At 71.6% G+C, this 23,790-nt stretch carries 20 protein-coding genes; 7 read left to right on the top strand and 13 right to left on the bottom strand.

Features of this window, described 5'->3' with window-relative positions; translation table 11 throughout:
- Positions 1–13: 13 nt before the first annotated feature.
- Complete coding sequence (locus H4W81_RS11605) at positions 14–2,512, bottom strand: PA14 domain-containing protein (RefSeq protein WP_192781465.1); 2,499 nt, start codon at positions 2,510–2,512, stop codon at positions 14–16.
- A 118-nt stretch (positions 2,513–2,630) separates the two neighbouring features.
- Here H4W81_RS11605 and H4W81_RS11600 point away from each other — a divergent pair, with 118 nt between their 5' ends.
- The 3 genes from H4W81_RS11600 to H4W81_RS48480 all read left to right on the top strand — a co-directional run bounded on the left by H4W81_RS11600 (position 2,631) and on the right by H4W81_RS48480 (position 5,235).
- The gene (locus H4W81_RS11600) at positions 2,631–3,431 is read left to right on the top strand and encodes a DeoR/GlpR family DNA-binding transcription regulator (protein WP_318781677.1); all 801 of its coding nucleotides are present in this window, start codon (positions 2,631–2,633) and stop codon (positions 3,429–3,431) included.
- Positions 3,432–3,486: 55 nt separating this feature from the next.
- Positions 3,487–4,968 carry a sugar ABC transporter ATP-binding protein gene (locus tag H4W81_RS49245; RefSeq protein ID WP_192774810.1) on the top strand — a complete coding sequence of 494 codons (1,482 nt, stop codon included), beginning with the start codon at positions 3,487–3,489 and terminating at the stop codon, positions 4,966–4,968.
- Between the two features lie 135 nt (positions 4,969–5,103).
- Positions 5,104–5,235 (top strand): hypothetical protein, encoded by a 132-nt coding sequence (locus H4W81_RS48480; protein WP_264083148.1) that lies wholly within the window; start codon positions 5,104–5,106, stop codon positions 5,233–5,235.
- An 11-nt stretch (positions 5,236–5,246) separates the two neighbouring features.
- On the opposite strand, the gene H4W81_RS11590 is transcribed toward H4W81_RS48480, so the two are convergent.
- From H4W81_RS11590 to H4W81_RS11580, 3 genes are all read right to left on the bottom strand, one after another.
- The gene (locus tag H4W81_RS11590; RefSeq protein WP_192774809.1) at positions 5,247–6,401 is read right to left on the bottom strand and encodes an aminotransferase class V-fold PLP-dependent enzyme; all 1,155 of its coding nucleotides are present in this window, start codon (positions 6,399–6,401) and stop codon (positions 5,247–5,249) included.
- Between the two features lie 107 nt (positions 6,402–6,508).
- A complete protein-coding gene (locus H4W81_RS11585) occupies positions 6,509–7,501 on the bottom strand; it encodes a coiled-coil domain-containing protein (RefSeq protein ID WP_192774808.1) in 993 nt (330 codons plus the stop codon).
- A 100-nt stretch (positions 7,502–7,601) separates the two neighbouring features.
- Entirely contained in the window at positions 7,602–9,179 is a 1,578-nt protein-coding gene (locus H4W81_RS11580; protein ID WP_420538718.1) for a serine/threonine-protein kinase, read from the bottom strand.
- Positions 9,180–9,313: 134 nt separating this feature from the next.
- Between H4W81_RS11580 and H4W81_RS11575 the strand changes: the two genes are divergently transcribed.
- Positions 9,314–9,988 carry a GNAT family N-acetyltransferase gene (locus H4W81_RS11575; protein ID WP_192774806.1) on the top strand — a complete coding sequence of 225 codons (675 nt, stop codon included), beginning with the start codon at positions 9,314–9,316 and terminating at the stop codon, positions 9,986–9,988.
- A 303-nt stretch (positions 9,989–10,291) separates the two neighbouring features.
- Positions 10,292–10,714 carry a DUF4396 domain-containing protein gene (locus H4W81_RS11570; protein WP_225958562.1) on the top strand — a complete coding sequence of 141 codons (423 nt, stop codon included), beginning with the start codon at positions 10,292–10,294 and terminating at the stop codon, positions 10,712–10,714.
- Between the two features lie 74 nt (positions 10,715–10,788).
- On the opposite strand, the gene H4W81_RS11565 is transcribed toward H4W81_RS11570, so the two are convergent.
- The 4 genes from H4W81_RS11565 to H4W81_RS11550 form a co-directional block, all read right to left on the bottom strand.
- The gene (locus tag H4W81_RS11565) at positions 10,789–11,859 is read right to left on the bottom strand and encodes a VOC family protein (protein ID WP_192774805.1); all 1,071 of its coding nucleotides are present in this window, start codon (positions 11,857–11,859) and stop codon (positions 10,789–10,791) included.
- The gene (locus H4W81_RS11560; protein WP_192774804.1) at positions 11,849–12,565 is read right to left on the bottom strand and encodes a TetR/AcrR family transcriptional regulator; all 717 of its coding nucleotides are present in this window, start codon (positions 12,563–12,565) and stop codon (positions 11,849–11,851) included. The genes H4W81_RS11565 and H4W81_RS11560 overlap by 11 nt, the downstream gene beginning before the upstream one ends.
- A 64-nt stretch (positions 12,566–12,629) precedes the next feature.
- Positions 12,630–13,340 carry a cupin domain-containing protein gene (locus H4W81_RS11555; RefSeq protein WP_318781676.1) on the bottom strand — a complete coding sequence of 237 codons (711 nt, stop codon included), beginning with the start codon at positions 13,338–13,340 and terminating at the stop codon, positions 12,630–12,632.
- A 178-nt stretch (positions 13,341–13,518) separates the two neighbouring features.
- The gene (locus H4W81_RS11550; RefSeq protein WP_192774802.1) at positions 13,519–14,583 is read right to left on the bottom strand and encodes an FAD-dependent oxidoreductase; all 1,065 of its coding nucleotides are present in this window, start codon (positions 14,581–14,583) and stop codon (positions 13,519–13,521) included.
- 130 nt (positions 14,584–14,713) lie between these two features.
- Between H4W81_RS11550 and H4W81_RS11545 the strand changes: the two genes are divergently transcribed.
- Positions 14,714–15,946 (top strand): SGNH/GDSL hydrolase family protein, encoded by a 1,233-nt coding sequence (locus H4W81_RS11545; RefSeq protein WP_192774801.1) that lies wholly within the window; start codon positions 14,714–14,716, stop codon positions 15,944–15,946.
- A 145-nt stretch (positions 15,947–16,091) separates the two neighbouring features.
- Here the strand turns inward: H4W81_RS11545 and H4W81_RS11540 are convergent, their stop codons facing one another.
- The 5 genes from H4W81_RS11540 to H4W81_RS11515 all read right to left on the bottom strand — a co-directional run bounded on the left by H4W81_RS11540 (position 16,092) and on the right by H4W81_RS11515 (position 22,095).
- Complete coding sequence (locus H4W81_RS11540) at positions 16,092–17,297, bottom strand: MFS transporter (RefSeq protein WP_192774800.1); 1,206 nt, start codon at positions 17,295–17,297, stop codon at positions 16,092–16,094.
- 12 nt (positions 17,298–17,309) lie between these two features.
- On the bottom strand, positions 17,310–17,528 hold the full coding sequence (locus H4W81_RS11535) for a DUF397 domain-containing protein (RefSeq protein WP_192774799.1): 219 nt from the start codon (positions 17,526–17,528) through the stop codon (positions 17,310–17,312).
- Positions 17,529–17,619: 91 nt separating this feature from the next.
- Entirely contained in the window at positions 17,620–18,783 is a 1,164-nt protein-coding gene (locus H4W81_RS11525) for a carbohydrate-binding protein (protein WP_225958561.1), read from the bottom strand.
- Positions 18,784–18,857: 74 nt separating this feature from the next.
- Entirely contained in the window at positions 18,858–21,254 is a 2,397-nt protein-coding gene (locus H4W81_RS11520; protein WP_192774798.1) for a PQQ-dependent sugar dehydrogenase, read from the bottom strand.
- A 190-nt stretch (positions 21,255–21,444) separates the two neighbouring features.
- Entirely contained in the window at positions 21,445–22,095 is a 651-nt protein-coding gene (locus tag H4W81_RS11515; RefSeq protein WP_192774797.1) for an Lrp/AsnC family transcriptional regulator, read from the bottom strand.
- Between the two features lie 110 nt (positions 22,096–22,205).
- Between H4W81_RS11515 and H4W81_RS11510 the strand changes: the two genes are divergently transcribed.
- Entirely contained in the window at positions 22,206–23,783 is a 1,578-nt protein-coding gene (locus H4W81_RS11510; protein ID WP_192774796.1) for an ABC transporter substrate-binding protein, read from the top strand.
- Positions 23,784–23,790: the final 7 nt, after the last annotated feature.

The following is a 23,790-nucleotide window of genomic DNA, read 5'->3' as shown; positions in this document are numbered from 1 at the left end:
AGGTTCCTTCCTATCAGGACGCGCACGAGGGTGAGAGCTCGCCCGTCAGCGCCTTGTTGGCGTCGTGGATGCGCTGGACGTCCGGCTTGGTGATCTCGCGGTCATAAGTGATCAGGCCGTTGAGCTCGGTCTCCACGTCGGTGGTCTGGGTGTAGATGGCCGCGCTGAGGCCGTTGCAGGCGTGCAGTCTGCGCAGCTCGGCGTTCATGCCGACGTAGCGGTCGGTGAGCGCCTTGCGGTCGGGTTCGACGGCGTAGCCCCAGCCGCCGCCCGACCAGGTGTGGCCGATGAGCGGCAGGCCGAGCCCGCCGTACTCGCCGAGGACCAGGGCCCTGGCCGCGGTGGGCCTGCCAGGGTTGCCGGGGCCGGGGTAGATGTGGAAGTCGATGATGTCGCCGTTGCCGCCGTCGACGGCTCCGCAGCAGTTGATGCCGCTCATGTTGTCGACCAGGCGGGAGGGGTCCCAGCTCTTGACCAGGTCGGCGATGCGTGCTTGGTCGTACTGGCCCCAGCCCTCGTTGAACGGCACCCACATGACGATCGAGGGGCTGCTGCGGTGCTGGTCGACCATGCGCCTGAGCTCGGTCTCGTACTGCTGCCTGGCACCGGTGCCGAACATGGCGGGCATGTCCTGCCAGACGAGCAGGCCCAGCCGGTCGGCGTGGTGGTACCACCGGTCCGATTCGACCTTGACGTGCTTGCGGACGGCGTTGAAGCCGAGGCGCTTGGTCTCCTCCAGGTCGAATCTGAGCGCCTCGTCGGTGGGTGCGGTGTAGATGCCGTCGGGCCAGAACCCCTGGTCGAGCGGGCCGAGCTGGAAGACGGGCGAGCCGTTGAGCAGGATCCTGCCCTGCTCTACCGCGATGGAGCGCATGCCGAAGTAGGACCGCACCCTGTCCTTGCCGACCTCGACGGTCAGGTCGTAGAGGAAGGGGTCGTCGGGCGACCAGAGCCTGGGGTTCGGCACGGGAAGCGTCAGCTCGGCGCCGACCGCGCCGCTGACCCTGCCGACGACGCGGTCGCCGGCGCGGGCGGTGATCTCGGCCTGCCCGCCGGTGCCGTTCACCTTCACGCGCAGCGCCTGGCCGGCCACGTCGGGAGTGGTGTCGACCGAGGTGATGTGCTGGGCGGCGACCGGCTCGAGCCAGACGCTCTGCCAGATGCCGGAGGCGGAGGTGTACATGATGCCGCCCGGGCTCAGCCGCTGCTTGCCGAGCGCCTGCCGCGCGGGGTCGGTCGGGTCGTGGACGCCGACGACCAGCTCCTGCCCGCCCTTGTCGCTGAGCGCGTCGGTCACGTCGACGGTGAAGCGGTCGTAGCCGCCCTTGTGCGCGCCGACCCTCTGGCCGTTGACGTAGACGACCGACTCGTAGTCGACGGCGTCGAGGTGCAGCAGCACGCGCTCCTTCTGCCACGAGCGCGGCACGGTGAAGGTCCGGCGGTACCACATGCGCTCCTCGTGCCTGCCGATCCCCGACAGCGTGGACTCCACCGGGTACGGCACGACGATCCGCTCGGCCAGGTCGCGTCCGGTCGGCGGCGCCTCCCCCGCCTCGGCGGGGGCGAACTGCCAGGTGCCGTTGAGGCTGCGCCACCTGTTCCGCACCAGCTGCGGCCTGGGGTACTCCGGCAGCGGGCCGGCCGCGTCCACATCCTTCGACCACCTGGTCTGCAGCACGTAGGCGGAGCGGTTCAGCACGACGGCGCGGGTGAAGGGCTCGGTGACGCCGCCGTGCCCGTCATAGGAGGCGCGCACGCCCTGACCCGCGGCCTTGGGGATCTTCGCGCCCAGCGCGAGCACGAGCGACTGGCCCTGCGCCGTCGCGGACTCCACGGGCCACCTGGTGCCCGACACCGTGACCGCGAGGTGCTCGTGGACGCCCGCGGGCAGTGCGCCGAGCGGCTCGTCGAAGGTCAGCGTCACGCGGTCGCCGGCCTCGCTCACCTGCGCCTCGACCGGTCCCGGCGGGTCGAAGCCCTCGGGCAGGAAGAGGACGTCTGCCGGCACGATCTCCTTGGCCAGGCTCGGGCTCTGCCAGCGCAGCCGCAGGTGGGCGCCGCCGAAGTGCTCGAAGTACTCCACCTTGATGTCGTACGCGCGGCCGCCCTCCAGGGCGATGGGGGCGCCGACCTTCTCGACGTCCCACACGTCCTGCCAGTTGTCGATGAGCAGCCTGCCGTCCACCCACAGCCTGAAGCCGTTGTCGCCGATCATGGAGAAGGTGTAGGTCTCGGAGTGGGCCGGCCTGATCCGCCCGGTCCAGCGGACGGTGACGTCGTCCTCCCTGCCGGTGAGCTCCTTGAGCACCGGGTTCAGGTCGGCCAGCTCGAGGTTCGGGTCGACGACGGAGGCCTTGAGCTCGCCGAAGTCGAACCTGCCAGGTCCGGTCGAGAGGTGGTAGTCGCCGCGCAGGCCGTGCCGCTCGACCGGCACGGCCGGCTCGGCGCCCGCGGGTGGCTGCCACATGGCACAGATCAGCACGGCGACGAATAAGGAGATCAGCTTCCTCATCGAGACTCCTTCCGATCGACTTGGACACAAAAGAAGCACTTTACGATCGTCCTGGTCAAGGGTTGCGATCAAATTCGTTCCCATTCGGTCAGAGCTGGACATCGCCTATGATCGGGGCGTGAGCGACACGCAGAGCGACGCCCGCAGGCCGGTGTTCGCCGCCGAGCGCCGCCAGCGCATCCTGGAGCTGGTGCGCGCCAACGGCGCGGTCTCGCTGCGCGAGCTCGCCCAGGCGGTGCGCTCCTCCGAGGTGACCGTCCGCCGCGACCTGCGGGCCCTCGAGTCGGAGGGCCTGCTCAACCGCCATCACGGCGGCGCCACCATGCCGGGCGAGCTGACCCGCGAGGCGGGCTACGCGCAGAAGGCCGCCACCGCCGAGGCGGAGAAGGCGGCGATCGCCGACCTGGCCTCGGCGCTGGTCGAGGACGGCGACGCCATCGTCATCGGCCCGGGCACGACCACGCAGGAGTTCGCCAGGCGGCTGACGCGCAACACCGAGCTGGCCGTGGTCACCAACTCCCTGCTCGTCGCCCAGGCGCTGGCCAACGCGCCGAGGACCGAGGTCGTACTGACCGGTGGCAGCCTGCGCGGCTCGATCCTGGCACTGGTCGGCAGCGCCGCCGAGCAGTCACTGGCGGGGCTGCGCGTGCGGCGGGCGTTCATCTCGGGCAACGGCCTGACCGCCGCGCGCGGCCTGTCGACGCCGAACCTGCAGGTGGCGGGGGTCGACAGGGCCCTGGCCTCGGCGGCGGAGGAGGTCGTGGTGCTCGCCGACCACACCAAGATCGGCATCGACACGATGGTGCAGACCGTTCCCGCCGACCGGATCGACCACCTCGTCACCGACGAGTCGGCGCCCGGCGACGTGCTGGACGAGCTGGCAGGCAAGGGTGTGCGCCTGCACATCGCCCAAGTCTGACCGAATGTGACAATTTCGTTACGAGATTGTTTCCTTCCGCCATCACTATCAAGGCGTGATTCAGGCCGCAGGAGTGCTCAAGAGCTTCCAGGGCGTGACCGCTCTCGACCATGTCACGTTCACCGTTCGCCCCGGCGAGGTGCACGCGCTGGTCGGCGGCAACGGCGCGGGCAAGTCCACGCTGGTGAAGGTGCTCTCGGGGGTGTACCAGCCCGACGCGGGCGAGCTGCGTTGCCACGGCGAACGGGTCCGCTTCACCTCCCCCGCCGACGCCCGCGCCCGCGGCGTGGCCACCGTCCACCAGGAGGGCAACCTCGTCCCCACGATGAGCCTGGCCCGCAACCTCTTCCTGGGCAGGGAGCCGCGCGGCAGGTTCGGGCTGATCGACTTCACGGCCCTGCACGAGCGCGCCGCCGAGGTGCTGTCCTCGTACGGCCTGCGCGCCGACGTGCGCCTCCCGCTCGCCGCGCTCGACCCAGGGGCCCAGCAGGTCGTCGCCCTCGCCAGAGCCGCCTCGGCCGACGCCGGGCTGGTCATCCTGGACGAGCCTGGCTCCTCGCTCGGCGGCGACACGCTGCTCGGCGCGATCGCCAGGCTGCGCGAGGAGGGCCGCTCGGTCGTCTACGTCACCCACAGGCTCGAGGAGCTCTACGAGATCTGCGACAGGGTGACCGTCCTGCGCGAGGGCAGGGTCGTCCACACCGGGCCGCTGGCGGGGCTCGACCGGTTGCGTCTCGTCTCGCTCATGCTCGGCCGGCCCTTCCACCCGGTGGAGGCGCCGCAGGAGACCTGGCCCGCCGACGAGCCGGCGGAGGAGCCGGTGCTCGAGGCCACAGGGCTCACGCTGCACCACGTGCTCGACGGCGTCTCGCTGGCCATGCGCCCCGGCCAGGTAGTGGGCCTCGGCGGGCTGCTCGGCGCCGGGCGCAGCGAGACCGCGAGGGCGATCGCGGGCGCCATGCCGGTGGACGCGGGCCAGGTGACGGTCGCGGGCGCGGCGAGCGGCAAGTGGTCGATCAGGAACGCCATCCGCGCGGGCGTCGGCCTGGTCCCGGAGAACCGCAGGACCGAGGGGATCGTGCCCACGCTGTCGGTGCGCGACAACATCGCCCTGGCCGCACTGCCCAGGCTCTCCCGTGCGGGGATCGTCTCCGACGCCCACGTCGACAGGATCGTCGCGACGTTCATGAACCGCCTGGGCATCAAGGCCGTCTCCCCTCGGCAGGCGGCGGGCGAGCTGTCCGGCGGCAACCAGCAGAAGGTGCTGCTGGCCAGATGGCTGGCGATGCAGCCCAAGGTGCTGCTGCTCGACGAGCCGAGCAGAGGCGTCGACATCGCCACCAAGCTGGAGATGCGGTCGCTGCTGGACGAACTGGCCGTGGACGGCCTGGCGATCCTGCTGATCTCCTCGGACGTGGCCGAGCTGGTCGAGAACTGCGACTCGGTCGTCGTGCTGCGCGACGGCGCGATCACCGACCAGCTGGCGGGTCCCGACGTGACCGAGGACCGCATCTTGGCGGCCCTGGCCAGAGGCTAGGCCAGGGACCAGGCCGCCCGGTCTCTCGACGAGCCGGCGCCCGCCGGTCATCAGGTCGCGGCCGTCGGCGAAGGCGGCACCGAGCTGGCCGCCCGCGCCGCGCGCCCCGCGCTGGTCGACGGCGCCGCGGCGGCGGTGTGGGCGCCCGGCGGCCGGCCGCGCGTCGTCGTCGGCTTCACCATCAGGGAGGGGCGGATCGTCGAGATGGAGCTGATCGCGAACGCCGAGCGCCTGGACGAGCTCGACGTGGTGATCCTCGGCAGCTGACCAGGCCCGGGTCAGAGGGCCTCGACCAGGCGGGCGAGGTCGTCCTCCGTGTTGTAGTAGTGCACGGAGGCGCGCACCGCCGACTCGGGCGCCGCCGTGTCGAACCGCTGGTCCGGGTCGGTGGCGCTGACGTTGATGCGCTGCTCGCGCAGGCGGAGCATGAGCGCGGAGCTGTCCTGGCCGGCCACGGTGAAGGTGACGATGCCCGAGCGGCGCGCGCCCCTGTCGTGCACGGTCACGCCGGGCCGGTCCAGCAGGCGGGCGCGCAGGTCGGCGCCCAGGTCGCGGACGCGGGCCTCGATGGCGTCGAGTCCCAGCGAGAGCGCGTAGTCGACGGCCACGCCGAGGCCGAGCTGCCCGGCGAAGTAACGCTCCCAGTTCTCGAACCGGCGGGCGTCCGGGCGGATCTCGAAGGTGGTGGGCGTCAGCCAGGTCGCCGCGTGCAGGTCGAGGAAGGGCGGTTCGAGCTGTTCGAGCAGGCTCCGCCGTACGTAGAGGAAGCCGGTGCCGCGCGGGCCGCGCAGGAACTTGCGGCCGGTGCCCGACAGCATGTCGCAGCCCAGCTCGGCGACGTCCAGGCGGAGCTGGCCGACCGACTGGCAGGCGTCGAGCAGGTAGAGCACGCCGGCCTCGCGGCACCGCCTGCCGACCTCGGCGGCCGGGTTGACCAGGCCGTTGTGGGTGGGCGCGTGGTTGATGGCGACCAGCCGTACCCCGCCCTTGCGCAGTTCGGCCTCCAGGGCCTCCAGCGAGATGGTGCCGTCGGCGTCGTCGGGCACCACCTCGACGCGCACGCCGCGGGAGCGGGCCATCTGGAGGTAGGCGATGCCGTTGCTCACGTACTCGCTGGTGGTGGTGAGGATCCGGTCGCCCGACCGGAAGGGGATGCTGTAGAAGGCCATGTCCCAGGCGCGCGTGGCGTTCTCGGCGTAGGCGATCTCGTCGCGGTGCGCGCCGAGCAGCTCGGCGAAGGCGTCGTAGAAGTGCTCGAGCCCGGCGAGGGCGTGGTCGTACGCCTCGTAACCGCCGATGCGCGCCTCGAGGTCGAGATGGTCCTTCACGGTGTCGATGACGACGCGCGGGGGTAGCGCCGCACCCGCGTTGTTCAGGTGCACCACGTCCCCGCAACCCGGGGTTTCGGCCCGCGCCCGCTCGATGTCGATCATCCTGGAACGCTACCCCGTACGGCCGGTCGCATCCCTCTTCCCCGGTCCGTCAGAGATGTAGGGGGAACGCGGAGCTGTACCTCAACCGGACGGCACGCCCGGCCGGGTCAGTACACGGAGATGTGCGGGTGGTCGTAGTGGTTGGCCGTGGTGCCGCCCCTGTTCGACATCCCCCGCCACGCGCCGGTCCCGACATGCCAGATCCGCTGTTTGTAGATGATGTACATGATCCCCAGTCGGCGGGCGTTCTTGATCGCCCACGCCGAGATCTCGTCGCCGCGCCGCGCCTCGGCGGCCGACGGCATCGCGCCGCCCCTGCTCAGCATGAAGTCGCAGGCGCGCCCCAGCGGGTGCTCTCCGCCGTCCTGGATGGCGCGGTAACACCCGATCCCGTACGGCACGCCGAACCGCTCGGCGATGAGCGTCTTCACCAGCCGCATCCTGGGCGTGATGTTGTCAGGACCGGACGGCAGCTGCGGCACCCACGAGCCGTCCGGCCTGCGCACGCCGGGCGTCGGGTAGAGCCGGTCGATCCGGTCCTTCATCTTGTCGATGACCTTCTCCGCGGCCTTCTTCTGGTCCGCGAGCTCCTCGACCCGGTCGCTCAGCTCGTCCGCGCGGGTCTTGGCCTCGGTCCTGGCCCGCTGATGCCGGTCGCGCACCTCGGTGAAGCCCCGCAGCCTCGCGCCCTGCTCCGCGGTCAGCGCCTCCACCAGGGCGAGTCCGTTGAGGTCGATCTCGCCGAACATGGCGGGGATCGCGCCGTGCCCGCCGGAGATGTACTGCTCGGCGGCCATGAGGCGCAGCTGGGCCGACTCTCTCTCGAAGTCGGCCTGGGCGACGCGCAGCCGTTCGCGCGCCGCCTTCTCGGCCTTCTCGACCTTCTGCAGCTCGTGGCGGCTGCTGTAGTACTCCGCGATCAGTTTGTCGGAGTTCTTCTGCAGCTCGGAGAGCTCCTTGCGCAGCTGTTTGGGGCTCGGTTTCGGCTTCGCGTGCCCGCCCGTGACCGGCAGGGCCATCGCCAGGATCACCGCCAGCCCTACCGCGAGCACCACGCGGAGGAGGGCGCGCCACCGGTCGCCGGGGGCCGCAACCGCCACACTTCTCCTTCGTCCGAGGGCGAGGGCGCGTGAGAGCCGCCCTCCGTCCGATGGAAGATAGTAGAGGATCTGCGGAAAAGTGCGACATTCGCCGTCATGGCTATGGCGCCCCGGGGTCGCGGCGGAGCCGGACGAGCGTGAGCCCGCGCCCCAGGAGAAGGGCGCCGGGGAAGGCCGCGCCGCCGAGCAGGTTCGAGCCGACCTTGACGCCGACGTCCGCGCCGATCAGGCCTTCGCCCTCGCCGCCGAGCAGGGGGACGTTGACCGAGGCCGACACCTCGACCCACAACAGCGGGTCCCTGCCCTGCTGCCCGCCGGGATCGCCGGGGCCCGGATCACCAGGACCAGGATCACCAGGCCCGGGATCGCCGGGGCCTGGGTCGGCTGGTCCTGGGTCGGCTGGGCCCGGGTCGGGTCGCCCCGGGTCCTGCGGGCCGGGGTCGGCGGGTTGGGTGATCTGGGTGCGGGTCGGCCGTGGCTCCGGCTGGGTGGAGCGGGTGGGAGTCGGCCGGGGATCAGGGTCGCTGGGGGTGGCGGTCGGCTCAGGTCTCGGCGCCGGGTCGGGGACACCGGGGTCCCACTGGGGTTCTGGCCGCCGGTCGGGCTCGTCCGCGGGGACGAGCGCGGTCGGCTCCGCCGTACCGGGAGAGGGCGTCGCCTCTGGCGGTGCGGACGCCGAGGCGGCGGGCGTGGACGGCGCGGCGGGTAGCGCCGCGGGCCCGGTGGCGGTGGGGCGCTGGGCCTGCACGGGCCGCGTCGGCGGATCGCCCCAGACGGCGAAGGTGGTGATCACCGCGGCCGCCGTGGCGAGGGTCACCGCGGTGGTGACGGCCAGCCGGTGCGCGGGAGCCAGCGCGGTCCTGGTGAGCGTGCTGGTGGTCTCGGCGATCGGCGTGGCCAGCGGGAACAGCGCGGTGTGCGGCACCGTGAGCACCGCCAGGCCCGTCCTGCCGCGCTCCTGCCAGTCCGCGCCGTAGGCGGCGGCCGCGGCGGCCTCGAGTTCGGCGACGAAGAGTTCGGCGGAGGCGGGCCGGTCGGCGGGGTCCTTCGCCATGCCGTGCTCGACGAGCGGCCTGACCGGTTCGTCCACGTTCTCGAGCGGGGGCGGCAGGTTCTGGTGCTGGAAGGCGAGGACGGCGGGGTCGTCGCCGTCGAACGGCCGGCGCCCCGTGAGGCATTCGTAGAACACCACGGTCGCGGCGTAGACGTCGGTGGCCGGGCTGGCGGGAGCGTCCCGCCACTGCTCGGGCGCCATGTAGCTCGGGGTTCCCGCCGCCGGGCCCGCCTCGCCCGCGTGGGCGGCGACGCCGAAGTCCACCAGGCGGCTGTCGCCCTCCGCGGTGACGATCACGTTCTCGGGCTTGAAGTCGCGGTGCACGACGCCCGCCCGGTGCGCCTCGGCCAGGCCGAGCAGCGCGCCCTTCAGGACCACGAGCGCCGCTTCGGGGCCGGTCGCTCCCTCGTGGGCCAGCAGGCGGCGCAGCGTGACGCCGTCGACCAGCTCCATGACGATGGCGGCGCCCTCGTCGTCCTCGACGTACTCCAGGAGGCGGGCGATGTGCGGGCTGTTCAGCCCGGCGATCAGCACGGCCTCGGCGCGGAAGCGCTCGATCAGTTCGGGGTCGGACAGGTGTTTGATGGCGACGGGTAATCGGTCGGCGTCACGCGTGGCCAGCATGACCCGTCCTGCGCCCCCGTGGCCGAGCTCCCTTGATTCGGTATAGCCGGGCACCCGCATATCGGGACGTTAACCTGGTCGCCCACAGGCTGTCGAGATCTCCAGTGGAACTATGCCCTGTAGTACTCTGTGGCGTGATCACACGACTTGACCGGCATCTGGCCGAATGGCTGGGCGCGTGGCCGCCCTCCGCTCCGCTCTCCGTCGTCGGCAGCGCCCGGCGCTCCTCCCCCGGCTGGGACGGCAACGTCCATCCGGCGATCGGGATCGGCTCCCCCGCAGGGGCCGTCCTGTCGGTGGCGCCGCCGTACGCGGGAGAGGTGGCCGCGCGGGCGGCGGAGGGGCTGACCGTCCTCGGGCCACAGGTGCCCAAGCTGGTGGGGTTCGGCGAGCGCGGGTGGTTCACCGCCGTCTTCCGATGGAGTACGGCTCCCGCCGCGCTGGCGGACGCCGGGGTGTGGAAGGAGGCGGCCGACCCTTCGGTGCCCGAGTGGCTGCGACCGTTCGGCGGGCAGGTGCTGGTGGCGGAGGATCCGGACTCCGGCGCCCACCTGGCGGGAGTCGGGATCAAGCGGCACGACGCCTACGGGCACGAACTGTCGGTGGTGACCGCGGAGGCGGCCAGGGGCAGGGGTCTGGCCAGGCGGCTGGTGGCACAGGCGGCGCGGCGGGTACTGGACGAAGGAGCGGTGCCGACGTACATGCACGCCACCTCGAACGCGGCGTCGGCGGCGGTGGCGGAGGCGGCCGGATTCACCGACAGGGGGTGGACCGCCTTCGGCGTCACGGAACGACCCCGCTTGCCTTGATACCCATGGGGGGTTTAGGTTTCGTGGGGATTAGATCGCTTTGGGTGGATGGAGCAAGTTATGTCCGAACCGACGGCTCACGGGCCCGCGCACGACGAGCACGCGGGTCACCACGGCCCGCGTGGGGCGCACCGCATGACGGAGGACGCCCACGTGGCTTACGGATCGCACGGCGATCGCGCGGGTCACGGATCGCATGGCGACCACGCGGGTCACGGATCGCCTGCCGGTCACGCGGGGCACGGTGATCACGCAGGTCATGCGGGTCATGGCGGGCATGGGGGCGGGGGCGTCTCCTGGGGCATGGCGATGACCGCGACGCTGCACTGCCTGACCGGGTGCGCCATCGGCGAGGTGCTCGGCATGGTCATCGGCACCGCGCTCGGCTGGCCCGACGGCCCGACGATCGTCCTGGCCGTCGCGCTGGCCTTCGTCTTCGGCTACCTGCTCACCATGATCGGCGTCCGCAAGGCGGGGCTCAGCTGGGGCCAGGCGCTCAAGGTGGCGCTGGCCGCCGACACGGTCTCGATCCTCGTGATGGAGATCGTCGACAACGGCGTCATGCTCGTCATCCCCGGCGCGATGGACGCGGGGCTCGCCTCGTTGCTGTTCTGGGGCGCGCTGGCGGTGGCGTTCCTGGTCGCGTTCGTGGTGACGACGCCGATCAACAAGTGGCTCATCGGCAAGGGCAAGGGCCACGCGGTGGTCCACGCCTACCACCACTGACCCGTCCCGCCCCCGTCCCGCGGTCACCGTCTGGTCTCCTGGTGCAGGAGATCATCGGTGGCCGCGGTCCGAGATCACGATCCGCCGCTGGTGTACTGGTGAAAGACGATCGCGACGCCGAGCGCCGCCGCCGCGGGGACGAAGAGGTCCCCCTCGGCGCTCCGCTCGACGGGGAGACCGCTCTCGCGCAGGAATCGCTCGGTGGCGGCCAGGTCACGCACCGCTACGCCGTACGCCACAAAGGCAGGCGACGCGAGCGCACGCTCGCCGGGCAGCGGCTCACCCGAGGCAGAGGTGCGCTCACCCGGCCGGGGCTCATCCGTGAGGGCCGGGGGTCGTTCTCCCGGCAGCAGGTCGGCGAGGGCGGAGGCGGTGACCAGGACCACCTTCGCGTCGCCGAGGTCGAACACCCGCTTCACCGCGCTGCCCGTCGCCTGGCGGCCGAGATAGCTCTCGTAACGCCGCTCCACGCCGGCGAGTTCGCCGTCCGTGACGCACAGCACGCACTCGACCAGGCCGATCGCGCCGTTCGGGTGATCGGCGCGCCGCTGCGCGTCGATCACCTCGGCTGACGGACTCTCCGCGAGGCCGATCCTCCCCTCGGGCACGCGGCCGCGCGCCGTCGCCGGATCGTCGCCGTCGATCTCCAGGTAGCGGACGGGTTCCAGCCGCGTCCCCTCCCGGGTCTCGACCGGGCGCTGGACGGCGTGCACGCCGCCATGCCCGACGCCGCCCGCGTGGAGTCGCGCGGCGGCGCCCTCGACGTCGGGCGAGTCGAACATCAGGATGTGCATGCCCTCGAAGCGCCGCAGGCAGGCCGCCAGGTTCGCGGCGGTGCCCCGGACGGCGGCGACGACGGCGGGCAGCCGGTCGGCGGGCACCTCCAGCGGGATCAGGTGGGCGTCGGCGGGAATCCTGCCGCTCGCGTCGTCGACGACGGTCACCAGTTCGATGAAGTCGCGGGGGAAGTAGGCGTGGGTGTTGCCCGCGCCGAACGGTTCGGCGGGCGTGCCCTCGGCCGCCGAGATCGCGGGATAGGCCGGGGGCGGGAGCGTGAAGCCCAGGCGGCGGTAGCGTTCGAGCGCCCGCTCCATGTCCCGCACCACATGGCCCACGTGGTGCAGGCCGCTGATGTCATGTCCCATGCTCGGGGTCGCCTCCCTTGGTGGTTCCGTAGGCGACGGCCCGGTAGTCGAGGGCCAGCCGCTCGAAGATCTCGACGACTCTCGGCGCCGCCGCGGCGTACCTGGCCGGGGACGGCGGCGCCGCGGGCCCGTACGTCCTGCGCAGCACGTCGGCCAGTTGGTCGGCCTTGTCCTCGAGCCCCAGCGCGAGCTCCTTGGGCAGCAGCGGCTCGATGGCGAAGAAGCCGAACGCGATGGTGGGGAGCGGGTAGTCCAGGTCCTCCGGACGCAGCCCCTCGCGCAGGAGGCCGTGCTCGAGGAGCGCGCCCAGGTACTCGCGAGAGGCGAGCAGCTTGGCGCTCTCGAGCGGCCCCCTGGCCGGGCTGGAGAGGAACCTGTCCATCGTCTCGGTGTCCCTGGTGAAGATGGCGCGCAGCACGGGCCGCCGCATCGCCTCCAGGTAGAACCTGCGCAGGTAGGCGTGCAGAGCGATCTCGGCGGGGTCGGCTCGCATCGCGGCGACCACCGCCTCGATCATCGCGACCGCCTCGCGCCCCCCGACCGCGAGGAAGAGCTCGTCGCGGGTGCGCCAGTGCAGGTACACCGTCCCCTTGCCGACGCCGGCGCGCCGGGCGATCTCGTCGATCGTCACCCGCCGATACCCCCAGCGCAGGAGCAGGTCCTGGGCGGTGTCGAGGATCCGGTCGGCCCGTTCGTGCTGGGACACGCTGCCTCCTCAGCTGGGTGACTGATGACCGGTGACCAAAGTAGCATTCTGGTCACCAGCCTGGCTACCCGTGATAGACCTCCAGCAGGCCGCACATCCCCCTGCGTTCGCGCTCGCTCGGCTCGGGCAGCGCGTGGACGGCGGCGGCGGCGAAGTGCGCGACGTCGCCGCGCTCCAGCGCGTCCAGCTGCCTGCCCGTTTCCTCGGCGACCGCGCGCGCCCCGCGCTCCCATCGCCGTCTCCACTCCCCCAGGCGCGGACGCACCAGGCGGGCGGCGGCCTGGTGGAAGGCCCTCAGCGGGGCGAGGTCGCCCGCCTTCGCCGCCTCGGCCAGCACGGTGAACCCCTCGACGGCCAGGTCTCTCCGCTGGTGGGCGGCTCCGAGGTCCGATCCGGGAGCGCCGCCGTCCGGCAGCGTGGCGGCGGCCGCGTAGGCTTCGGGGTCGTCCAGCACCCGCTGGGGGAAGGTCAGGACAGCGTCGCCCGCTTCGGGCAGGCCGCTGTTCTGCATGAGCACGACGATCTCCAGACCGCCGTGGTTGACGAGGCGGTGGATGGTGCCGGGGGTGAACCAGACCACGGCTCCCGGCTTGAGCGGCGTCTGTGCGAAGCCGGCGAGGGTGAGGGTCTGGACCAGGCCTTCGCCGGAGGTGACGACGTAGGCCTCGCTGCAGCACAGGTGGAGGTGCGGGGTGCCGCCGACCTGACCGTCGGGGGCGAGCGTGTCGTAGACGCACAGCCGCGAGACGCCGACGGCACCGGGAAGCTCAGCCACGGGGACCTCCACACGAGGCGGGAAAGGGCTTTCCGACGCTAGGCCAGCCCCGCTTCCCCCGTCAACGCTCCCTGCGGGCGGTCACGGGGTTGCGGTCCCTGGGGAGCGAGGTCACCGGGCTACGGTCCCCAGGAGTGATGTCACCCGCCTGGCGGGGCGGGCGGGCGTGGGTTGCGGGTCAGGCGGCGGTGCGGGTGGTCGCCAGGTGGCGGCGGACGTTCAGGGCGGCCGTACGGCCGGCGCGGTTGGCGCCGATCGTGCTCGCCGAAGGTCCGTACCCCACCAGCTGGAGCCGGGGTTCGGCCACCGCCTGCGTGCCGTCCACCTGGATCCCACCGCCGGGGGTGCGCAGCCGCAGCGGCGCCAGGTGGTCGAGGGCGGAGCGGAACCCGGTCGCCCACACGATCGTGTCCGCCTCCTCGAAGCGCCCGTCGGCCCAGGCCAGGCCGTTCGGCTCGACCCTGGAGAACATCGGCAGCCGGTGCAGCGTCCCCTTCTCCAGCGCCTCCAGCACGACGGGCGTGTAGCCGAGGCCCGTCACGCTGACCACGCTCTGCGGCGGCAGCCCCTGGCGTACCCGCTCCTCCACCAGCGCCACCGCCTCCCGCCGGGCCTCCTCGCCGAAGTCGTCGTCGCGCCAGACCGGTGGTCTGCGGGTGATCCACAGCGTGCCCGCCGCCACCCCGCCCAGCTCCGACAGCACGTGCATCGCCGAGGCGCCGCCGCCCACCACCGCCACCCTGCGTCCCGCGAACTCGGCGGGCCCCCGGTAGGAGGCGTAGTGCAGCTGCCTGCCGAGGAAGCCGGCGGCGCCCGGGTAGTACGGCCAGTGCGGACGCGTCCAGGTGCCCGTCGCGTTGACGACCGCCCGCGCCGCCCACTCCCCCGCGTCGGAGGCGACGACGAGCCTGTCGTCCTCGACCCGAGTGACGGCGCGCACCCGGACCGGCCGCCTGACCTCCAGGCCGACCGAGCGCTCGTAGTCGCCGTAGTAGGCGGGCACCACCAGCGCGGCGGGGGCGCGGCCGTCGGCCGAGGGCTCCCTGCGCACGCCCGGCAGGTCGAAGATGCTGTGGATCTTGTCCATGGTCAGCGAGGGCGACCTGTGCCGCCACGCGCCACCAGGACCCTCCGCCGCGTCGAGCACGACGGGGTCCAGACCGTACCGGGCCAGGAAGTACGCGCTGGACAGTCCCGCCTGCCCCGCGCCGATGACAACGACGTCCGTTCGCTCCACGTCCATGCCCAACCGAGATGGATGTCGCGCTCTTCCCTCGCCGAGCTTTTCACCGGCGGACCCGCGATCTACGATCACGGCGTGATCGTCACCTTCGGCGCAGTGGAGTAGTCACCAGGACCGACGGAGCCGCCGCATGCCCTCTCGCTTAGCCGCCATCGCCGCCGCCGTCCTCCTTCTCCTCGGCCTGGGCGGAGCGGCGAACGCCGGCCCCCAGTCCACCTGGATCGCCAGCTGGGGCACGGCCCCCGCCTCCGGCGTCCCGAACACCGACAACGGCTATCCGAACTACTCCATCCGCAACATCGTCCACCTCAGCCTGGGCGGCACGGCGGTGCGGGTGCACCTGTCGAACGCCTTCGGCAGGTCCCCGCTGGTCATCGGGCACGCGACGGTGGCGCTGGCGCAGCGCCCGACGGCCGCCGACGCCGTCCCTGGGACTCTCAACGAGCTGACCTTCGGTCACGAGCCGACGATCATCATCCCGGCGGGCGCGGAGGCGGTCAGCGACCCCGTGCCGATGACCGTGCCGGACGAGGCGGACCTGCTGGTGACCACGTTCGTGCCCACGCCCTCGGGTCCGGTGACCTACCATCCCGCGGCCCAGCAGACCTCCTTCTACGCCACGGACGGCGACCACGCCGCCGACGAGTCGGGCGCCTCCTTCCCGCTGACGACCGCCGCCTGGCACTACGTCACGGGCGTGGACGTGCGGGCGCCGGCCGCCAGGGGCAGCGTGGTGACGCTCGGCGACTCCATCACCGACGGCGTCCGCTCCACGCCCAACGCCAACCGGCGCTGGCCCGACTTCCTGGCCGATCGCCTGCTGGCCCAGCCGCGCAGCAGGCGGATGGGCGTGCTGAACGCCGGGATCAGCGCCAACAGGCTGCTGCTGGACGGCGGCACGCCGCTCGGCGGCAGCGGCGTCACGGCGGGGGTGAACGCGCTGGCCCGGCTCGACCGTGACGTGCTGTCGCGTCCCGGCGCGACGACACTGATCGTGGTCGAGGGCATCAACGACATCCAGCAGACCCCCAACCAGACCGACCCGGCCCCGATCATCGCCGCGCTGAGGCAGATCATCGAGCGGGCCCACGCGCGCGGCTTCAAGGTCGTCGGCGGGACGCTCACGCCGTTCAAGGGCTGGCGCGTCCACAACGAGACCCTGGAGTCGGTACGGCAGAGCGTCAACGCCTTCATCAGGAGCGGGGCCTTCGACGCGGTGGCCGACTTCGACGCGGCGCTGGCCGATCCCGAGGACCCGCTGCGGATGTGGCCCCCTTATGACAGCGGCGACCACCTGCACCCCAGCGACGCTGGCTACCAGGCCATGGCCAACGCGATACCCCTGTCCGCCCTCGCCCACTGACCCCGCGACCCCTCGTTCCCCGAACCACCTTCCCGCCACCCGAACCCAGCCCCAAGCCCCCGGTTGCTCTGGCGTGCCTGCCCGTTCCTCCAGGGCGATCACCCGCGTCGGGGCGGTCCCCGGTCCTGGTGCAGGCGGGTCTGGATCACGCGCGCGACCGGCGGGGCCAGGCCAGCACCGCGGCGACGGCCACCAGGCCCGACGCGGCGATGAACGGGACGTGCAGCCCGAACAGGCGCGCCAGGACGCCGCCCAGGAGCGCGCCCAGGCCCGCCGCGCCCATCCCGAAGAGGCGAAACGCCGCGACCACGCGCCCGAGCAGGTCGTCGGGGGTGAGGGCGTGACGCGCCGACCCGACGGCCACGCTGGTCAGCGTCGCCCCCGCGCCACCGACGGCGAGCAGGACGCCCGTCGTCCAGACATCGGCGCCGGCCAGGACACCCAGCCACACCAGCGCCTGGACGGCGAGCGCGAGAGCCGTCGTCTGCCGGTAGGAGAGCCGCCTGGTGAGGACGCGCGCCTTCCAGCCCGCTACGACGCCGCCGATCGCCCCGGCGGCCATCAGCAGGCCGTACGCCGCGGCGGGCACCGCGAGCACGTCCGTGGCGTACAGCACGAAGGTGGCCAGGACGAGGTTGAAGCCGCAGTTGTAGGCGCCCAGGCTCAGCGCGAGCACCCGCAGGTCCCGGGTGCCGAACACGTGGCGCAGGCCCGCCCGCACCGAGGAGAGCAGGCCCTCGCGGGCGGCGCCGGCCGCACCGGTGTCGGGGAGCCCGCGCACCAGCCATGCCGAGACGAGGAACGAGGCGGCGTCGATCGCGAACGGCAGGGCACGGGCCAGCGCGAACGTGGCCGAGCCGAGCGGAGGGCCGAGGAGCCCGCGTCCGACGTTGTCCAGCGCCCAGAAGCGGCCGTTCACGTGGGCGAGCGCGTCCTTGTCCCGCCCCGCGACCGCCGGGATCGTCGCCTGGGCCGCGGAGTCGAAGAAGCACTGCGCGGCGCCCACCGCCAGCACCGCTGTCACCAGCGCCGGGATGCTCGCGCGGCCCATGATCACCAGGGTGGCGGCCACGGTGAGGACGAGCGCCCTGACCAGATCGGCCGCCAGCATGACCCGCCGGCGGTTCCAGCGATCGACAAGGGCACCCGCGGGCAGGCCGATGACCAGCCAGGGCACGGAGAAGGCGGCCGTCACCGCCGCGACCGCGAGCGGGTCCCTGGTCAGGGTGGCGGCGAGGAGCGGGGCCGCCGCCAGGAAGGCGCCGTCGCCGGTGACGGAGACCCCGGTCGCCGCGAGCAGCGGGACGACACCGCGAGATCCTCGCCCGCCCCGTTCCGCCGCTCGCGCCATCGCCTCCCGCCGTCAGGCCGTCAGCTCGTCGATCTCGAACTGCCCGGCCTGGACGCCCCTGAGGAAGGCCGCCCATTCCCGCTCGTCGAAGACGAGGATGGGGCCGGCTCCGTCCTGCTTCGTGTCGCGGACACCGATGGCGCCCTCCGCGTAGGCGACCTCCACGCAGGCGCCGTCGGCGCTGAACGTGCTCTTGCGCCACTGCGCCCTGCTGAAGTCCGGATCCTTCATGTGCGCCTCCCACGTCGGGGTTGTCACGCCTTCAGGTGAACGACCGCCCCTATCGAACCCAGATCAGGGAAGCCGAAGCAAGCCCTTGACATCAGGCCAGGACCTCCAGGTAGTCGAGGTTCGGGCAGCCGCCTGCCGTGGTGGCGGTGGCCCTGATCGTGTTGGCGCCCGCGACGAGGGGGACGGTGATGCTCCTCGACTGCCAGGTGCTCCAGGCGCCGGTGGCCGGGAAGTCGACGTTCGTGGTGGCGCCGTTGACGGCGATGGCCACCGGACGGGTCGTCGTGGTGCCGTTGGCGTACCTGAAGGTCAGGGTGGCGCTGCCCGCGGCGGCGGCGGTATGACGCCACTCCACGTAGGCCCCCGCCACGTTGTCGGTGTTGACGAAGCCGGTGCCGGAGTAGCCCGTGTGGTTCGACTCCACCACGCCCTGTGAGATCGTCGCGTTCTCCGCCTCCAGCCTGGTCGCGGTGGCCTGGACCAGCTTGTAGGCGCGCATGTTGGTCAGCAGCAGGTGGCAGTCCTGCAGCGAGCCCGAGGTGTCGCCGAGCGAGCGGTAGATGCCCCACTTGGGCCGGACCCTGTCGCCGAGGAAGGTGTCGACTCCGGTCTTCGTCGCGTCGACGACGGTCGTGCCCCCGTTCCTGACGACCCACCTGACCGAGCCCGCGCTGCCGTCGCCGATCTTCATCTCGTACTCGATGTCGATCCACCTGTTCTGCAGCGGCACCAGGTCGGTGCGGCCGACCAGGATGTTCGGCTCGAAGATCTTGTGCTCGATGGTCTGCGCGCCGTCCACCCTGCGCAGCGAGGTGACGGTGATGGGACCGGTCCCCGTCCCCGGCATCTTGGTCTGCATGATGTGGGTGAAGGTGGTCGTGGCCTTCAGCGAGGAGGGGATGTACATCGAGTACGTCAGCCGCCAGGTCTCGCCGTTCAGCCACTGGAGGTAGCCGCTCGGCGTACGGTTGCCCGTCACCTCCTGGCGCTGCCTGTCGGTGGAGGTGTCGCGGTCGACCGTGTGCATGTTGAAGCGGAAGTTGTTGCCTTCGGCGTAGATGTGCGGCTGTCCTGCGGGGTGGGAGTCGGCCCTGTCGTCCTCGATGGTCTCGAAGGCGCGCAGGCCGTCCACGCTCGCCTCGGGCGACCACATCAGCTTCCACGCGGCGGCCGCCGTGGCGGGGCGGACGGGTAGATGGGGGGCGAGCAACGCGGCGCCGACCAGGGTTCCGAGCTGGCGTCTGGAGAGTTCCATGGGGGTCCTGTCCGATAGTGATTCGGTCCGGGTTCGGGCCACCGCCTGCGGTGGTGGCGGTGGCCCTCGGGGGGTTACTGGATGGCGGAGCGCCTGATCACGTCGGCGCTGCCGTTGCCGTTGTTGTCGGAGTTGCTGGAGCCGAACCAGATGGCGCTGGCGTTGGGCACCTTCTCCACCAGGCGGAGCCTGCCGTACGTGGAGGTGAAGTAGGAGTTGACGGTGGAGACGGTCTCGCCGTTGAGCACCACCCGCCACAGCCGCTGGCCGCGCAGCGCCGCCACGAACACCGTGTTGTTGACGATCGCGATGCCGCTGGGCGAGGCCTCGGAGACCGACCAGGTGTGCTTGGGGTTGGTCATGCCGGAGACGCTGCAGGTGCCCTCACAGGTCGGCCAGCCGTAGTTCTTGCCCGGCTGAATGAGGTTGAGCTCGTCACGTGTGGCGTTGCCGAACTCGGAGGACCACAGCCGCCCCGCCGAGTCCCACGCGAGGCCCTGCGGGTTGCGGTGGCCGTAGCTGTAGACCCGGGTGCCGAACGGGTTGCCGGGGGCGGCGGCACCGGTCCTGGTGATGCGCAGGATCTTGCCGTTGAGCGAGGAGAGGTTCTGCGCGGTGCTGGTCTGCTGCGCGTCGCCGGTGGTGAGGTACAGGTAGCCGTCGGGGCCGAACCTGAGGCGGCCGCCGTTGTGGTAGCGGTTCTTGGCGATGCCCTGCAGGACGGAGGCGTAGCCGCTGAGGGAGGTGCCGTTGAAGTTCATCTTCGCGACCCTGTTGCCCTCCGAGGCGGTGTGCATGAAGAACACCTCCTGGTCGGTGCTGCCGTTCCAGCCGGGCGAGAAGTCGATGCCCATGAGGCCGCCCTCGCCGTCGGTGGTCACGACGTTGGGCACGGTGCCGACCTGGGTCTTGGTGCCCGAGGGGGTGACCTTGAAGACCCTGAACGTGTCGCGCTCGGTCACCAGCGCGAAGCTGCCGTCGGGCGCCCACGACATGTCCCACGGAACGTCCCAGCCGCCCGCGATCGTCGTCGGGGTCTGCGGCACGGTTCCGCACGAGCCGGTCGTGAAGGCGGCCGAGGGCGCGCTCGGCGTGGACAGCTGGTTGGCGGTGTCACGGGCGACGACGTGCAGCTGGTAGGTCTTGGCGCACTCCAGCGGGACGGTGGCGGTGGTCGCGGGCGGGCTGCCGGTGACGGTCTGCAGGACGGTGTTGGCGGCGTCGCGGATCAGGTAGGCGCGCACGCCGTTGTCGTCGGTCGAGGCGGCCCAGGTGACGGTCGCCTGGGTGGGCTGCACGCCCGAGACGGCCGGCTGGCCCGGCTGGCTGGGCGGGTCGTCCGGCGGCGCGGGCAGCGTACGGCAGGCCGCCTCGGGGCTGCTGAGCGAGACGTTGCCGGAGGCGTCGCGGGCGAAGACCGACAGCTGGTAGCCGAAGTCGGAGTTCAACCCGGTCAGCGTGTACGGCGAGGCCGGCGCGGTGGCGATCTGGGTGCCCTGGTGGAAGATGTCGTAGGCCACGACGCCGATGTTGTCGGTGGAGGCGCCCCAGGCCAGCTTGAGACTGTTGTGCGTGATCTCACTGCACGACGGCTGTCCCGGCGGGGTCGGCTTCTCGGTGTCGCCCGGGCCGCTGACCCGCAGCCGGTCGAGGTTGGGCCCGCCGCCGGCGGTGCCGGCGGTGGCCCTGACGACGTTCGCGCCCGCGTTCAGCGCGGCGTTGAAGGTGACCTCCTGCCAGGTCGCCCACGCGCCGGTGCCGGGGAAGTCCTTGGCCACGACGGTCCCGTTGACCGAGATGTCCATCGGCCTGTTCGTCGTGGTGCCGTTGGCGTAGCGGAAGGCCAGCGACTGCTGCCCGGCGGCGGCCGCGCTGACCGTGAACTCCACGTACGACCCCGCGACGTTGGCGTAGTCGACGAAGCCCGAGCCCGTGTACCCGGCGTGCTTGGTGTCGACGATGCCCTGGGAGATCGTCGCGCTCTCGGCCTGGTAGTCGGTGAAGTCGCTGGGCGCCTGCACCTCGAAGTCGAGGAAGTCCCAGTTGGGGTTGCCGCCGACGGCCGAGGCGGTGGCCCTGATCGTGTTCTGGCCCGCGACCACGGGCGCGGTCAGCGTGCTGGTGGCCCAGGTGGACCAGGCGCCCGTGGGGTTGAAGGCCCGGTCGTCGCCGACGAGCGTCCCGTTGACGGAGATGTCGCTCGGCCGGTTGGCGGTGGTGCCGTTGGCGTAGCGCAGGGCGATGGTGGCGGTGCCCGCGTTCGGCGCGGTGACCGTCCACTCGGTGTAGGAGCCAGCGACGTTGTCGCCGTTGACGAAGCCGGTGCCGGAGTACCCGGCGTGGTTGGACTCGACCGCGCCCTGGGAGACGGTGGCGTTCTCGGCCTCGTAGCGGGTGGGCGCGGCGGAGACCAGCGCGGGAGTGGAAACGACGAGTAATCCGGTGACGGCGATGAGGGTGCGTAACTTCATCTGCTTCTCCGCAGGAGAGATGGGAGCTTTGCACCGTGATCCCACAGAAAGTCACAGGGGTCAACAGAATTTAGGAAACTTTCCTAACTCTCATGGACGCGCCCACCTCAGGGCGGTAGGAATGAACCGGAGAGGTCCGGCCCGCGCCGGGCCTCGCCCCGGCGTGCGCGAAAGCCAGACATGGGAGCTCTCAGCCGCCCTCCTTCCTGAGCGCCGCCCTCCCCTCAGCCGCGCCGACGAAGCGCATCTTGCCGAGCGGCACCTCGGCGGGCTCGGGCGCCGCGGGGCGCCTGCCCGTACGGCCCGCGTCCCTGCCGCCGTCCCGGTCGGTGGGCAGCACGTACGGCCGCCTGAGCACCTCGTCGAGGATGAAGACGGTCTCGGTCGCCTTCACCGCGGGGATGTTGGCCATGCGCTCGGTCACCAGCCGGTGCACCGCCGCCACGTCGGCCATCCGCACCTGGATCATCGCGTCGTGCTGGCCGGTGGTGATCGCGCAGTACTCCACCTCGGGCATCCTGGCCAGCTCCGCGCGGAACTGCTTCCACATCTGCTGCCGCACGGTCACGAAGACCAGCGCGGTGATGCCGAGACCGGCCCGCACATGGTCGATCTCCGCGGTGAACCGCTTGATCGCCCCGTCGGCCCGCAGCGCCTCGAACCTGGTGTAGGCGTTCGCCCGCGAGATCCCCACCCGTTCGGCCAGCGCCGCGACGGAGATCCTGCCGTTCTCCCGCAGGACCTCGAGGATCTTCAGATGGGTGTTGTCCAGTTCGAGCCCGATGCCGATCCGTCCAGAAGGATCAGCGGGGCGCCCGCCATGGGGAGACATTTCAACCATCAGGTGAGCAATCCCTTCACATACATCTCAGTCCTGTGACATGAGCTGGACATTCTGCCGGACAATCCACGACCAATCACAACCAACCGTCCAGCTTCGGAGGACACCCCATGGCGACCCGCTCTCAGACGGCAGCTCTGCTGGTCGTCGGTGCTCTCGCGCTCGCCGCCTGCTCCGCCGGCGGCGTCAAGTCGTCGTCCGCACCGCAGTCCGGCGCCAAGACCCTCGTCATCGACACGTCCTTCGACCTGAAGACCGCCGACCCCGGGCGCACCTACGAGCCGACCGGCCTGTTCGTCGGCAAGGCGGTCTACGAGACCCTGCTGACCTTCGACGGCGCGGACGTGACCAAGCCGGTCCCCGCACTGGCCGAGTCGTACGAGCTGTCCGAGGACGGCAAGGTGCTGACGCTCAAGCTGAAGAAGGGCGCCACGTTCGCCGACGGCTCGCCGCTGACGGCCGACGACGTGGTCTTCTCGCTGACCCGGGTGCGCGACATGAAGGGCACGCCGTCGTTCCTGCTCGACGGCGTGGAGGTGGCCAAGACGGATGACACGACGATCACGCTGACGTCGAAGGCGCCCAACCCCGCCCTGCCGTACATCCTGCCCAACCCGGCGCTCGGCGTGCTCAACAGCAAGGTCGCCAAGGAGCACGGGGCGACCACGGACGCGAGCGACAAGGCCGAGCAGTACCTGAACTCCGCCTCGGCGGGCTCGGGACCCTACACGATCGAGTCGTTCAACCTGACGAGCCAGGTCGTGCTCAAGGCCAACCCCAAGTACTACGGCGCCAAGCCGGCCTACGACAGGGTCGTCATCCGCAACGTCGAGGCCGCCACGCAGAAGCTGAACGTGCAGCGCGGCGACAGCCAGGTGGCGCTCAACCTGTCGGGCGACCAGGTGACCGGCATGCCGGCGAACCTCCAGGTGAAGAAGACCGCCTCGGCCAACGTCATCTTCCTGCTCGCCAACCAGGACTCCTCGGTCAGCAAGACCACCCCGAACGCCAAGTTCGTCGAGGCCCTGCGCAAGGGCGTCGACTACGCGGGCCTGCTGGAGCTGGCCGGCGAGGGGTCGACGCAGGCGCCGGGGATCATCCCCTCGCAGTTGCTGGGCGCGCTGCCGCAGGACCAGGCGGCCAAGCGTGACGTCGAGGGCGCCAAGGCGGCGCTGGCGGCCAGCGGGCTGTCCAACCCGACGGTGAAGCTGGAGTACCCGAGCGAGCTCACCGTCAACGGGCTGTCCTTCCAGCCGCTGGCCGAGCGGATCCAGGCCAACCTGAAGGAGGTCGGCATCACCGTCGACCTCGCCCCCGCGCCGATCACCACCGCGCTCGACAACTACCGCAACGGCAAGGAGGAGCTCGGCCTGTGGTACTGGGGCCCTGACTATCCGGACCCGAGCGACTACCTGGCCTTCCTGCCCGGCAAGCTGGTCGGCCTGCGGGCCGGCTGGAAGGACGGCGCCGACAAGGCGGTCTCGGCCGCGGGCGAGAAGGCGGCCACGACCATCGGCGACGAGGCCCGCAAGGCGGCCTACGCCGACGTGCAGACCAAGCTCAACGCCTCGGGCCCGTTCATCCCGCTCATCCAGCCGAGCCAGAACATCGTCACCGCCGCGTCGGTGACCGGCCTCGAGTACCACCCGGTCTGGACGGTCGACCTCGCCGACCTCGGCGCCAAGTAGGCCGTCG

The organism is Nonomuraea africana (genome assembly GCF_014873535.1).
Lineage (GTDB): Bacteria > Actinomycetota > Actinomycetes > Streptosporangiales > Streptosporangiaceae > Nonomuraea > Nonomuraea africana.
This window is presented reverse-complemented; position numbering and strand designations above follow the sequence as displayed.

Excerpts from the sequence above, each read along its gene's own strand:
- H4W81_RS11590 (WP_192774809.1), bottom strand. The coding sequence starts at position 6,401 with ATGATCGACATCGAGCGGGCGCGGGCCGAAACCCCGGGTTGCGGGGAC.
- H4W81_RS11535 (WP_192774799.1), bottom strand. The coding sequence starts at position 17,528 with ATGAAGGATCCGGACTTCAGCAGGGCGCAGTGGCGCAAGAGCACGTTC.
- H4W81_RS11570 (WP_225958562.1), top strand. The coding sequence starts at position 10,292 with ATGGCGATGACCGCGACGCTGCACTGCCTGACCGGGTGCGCCATCGGC.
- H4W81_RS11565 (WP_192774805.1), bottom strand. The coding sequence starts at position 11,859 with ATGGGACATGACATCAGCGGCCTGCACCACGTGGGCCATGTGGTGCGG.
- H4W81_RS11525 (WP_225958561.1), bottom strand. The coding sequence starts at position 18,783 with ATGGAACTCTCCAGACGCCAGCTCGGAACCCTGGTCGGCGCCGCGTTG.
- H4W81_RS11545 (WP_192774801.1), top strand. The coding sequence starts at position 14,714 with ATGCCCTCTCGCTTAGCCGCCATCGCCGCCGCCGTCCTCCTTCTCCTC.
- H4W81_RS11580 (WP_420538718.1), bottom strand. The coding sequence starts at position 9,179 with ATGCTGGCCACGCGTGACGCCGACCGATTACCCGTCGCCATCAAACAC.
- H4W81_RS11605 (WP_192781465.1), bottom strand. The coding sequence starts at position 2,512 with ATGAGGAAGCTGATCTCCTTATTCGTCGCCGTGCTGATCTGTGCCATG.
- H4W81_RS11510 (WP_192774796.1), top strand. The coding sequence starts at position 22,206 with ATGGCGACCCGCTCTCAGACGGCAGCTCTGCTGGTCGTCGGTGCTCTC.
- H4W81_RS11520 (WP_192774798.1), bottom strand. The coding sequence starts at position 21,254 with ATGAAGTTACGCACCCTCATCGCCGTCACCGGATTACTCGTCGTTTCC.
- H4W81_RS11540 (WP_192774800.1), bottom strand. The coding sequence starts at position 17,297 with ATGGCGCGAGCGGCGGAACGGGGCGGGCGAGGATCTCGCGGTGTCGTC.
- H4W81_RS11515 (WP_192774797.1), bottom strand. The coding sequence starts at position 22,095 with ATGGTTGAAATGTCTCCCCATGGCGGGCGCCCCGCTGATCCTTCTGGA.
- H4W81_RS11550 (WP_192774802.1), bottom strand. The coding sequence starts at position 14,583 with ATGGACGTGGAGCGAACGGACGTCGTTGTCATCGGCGCGGGGCAGGCG.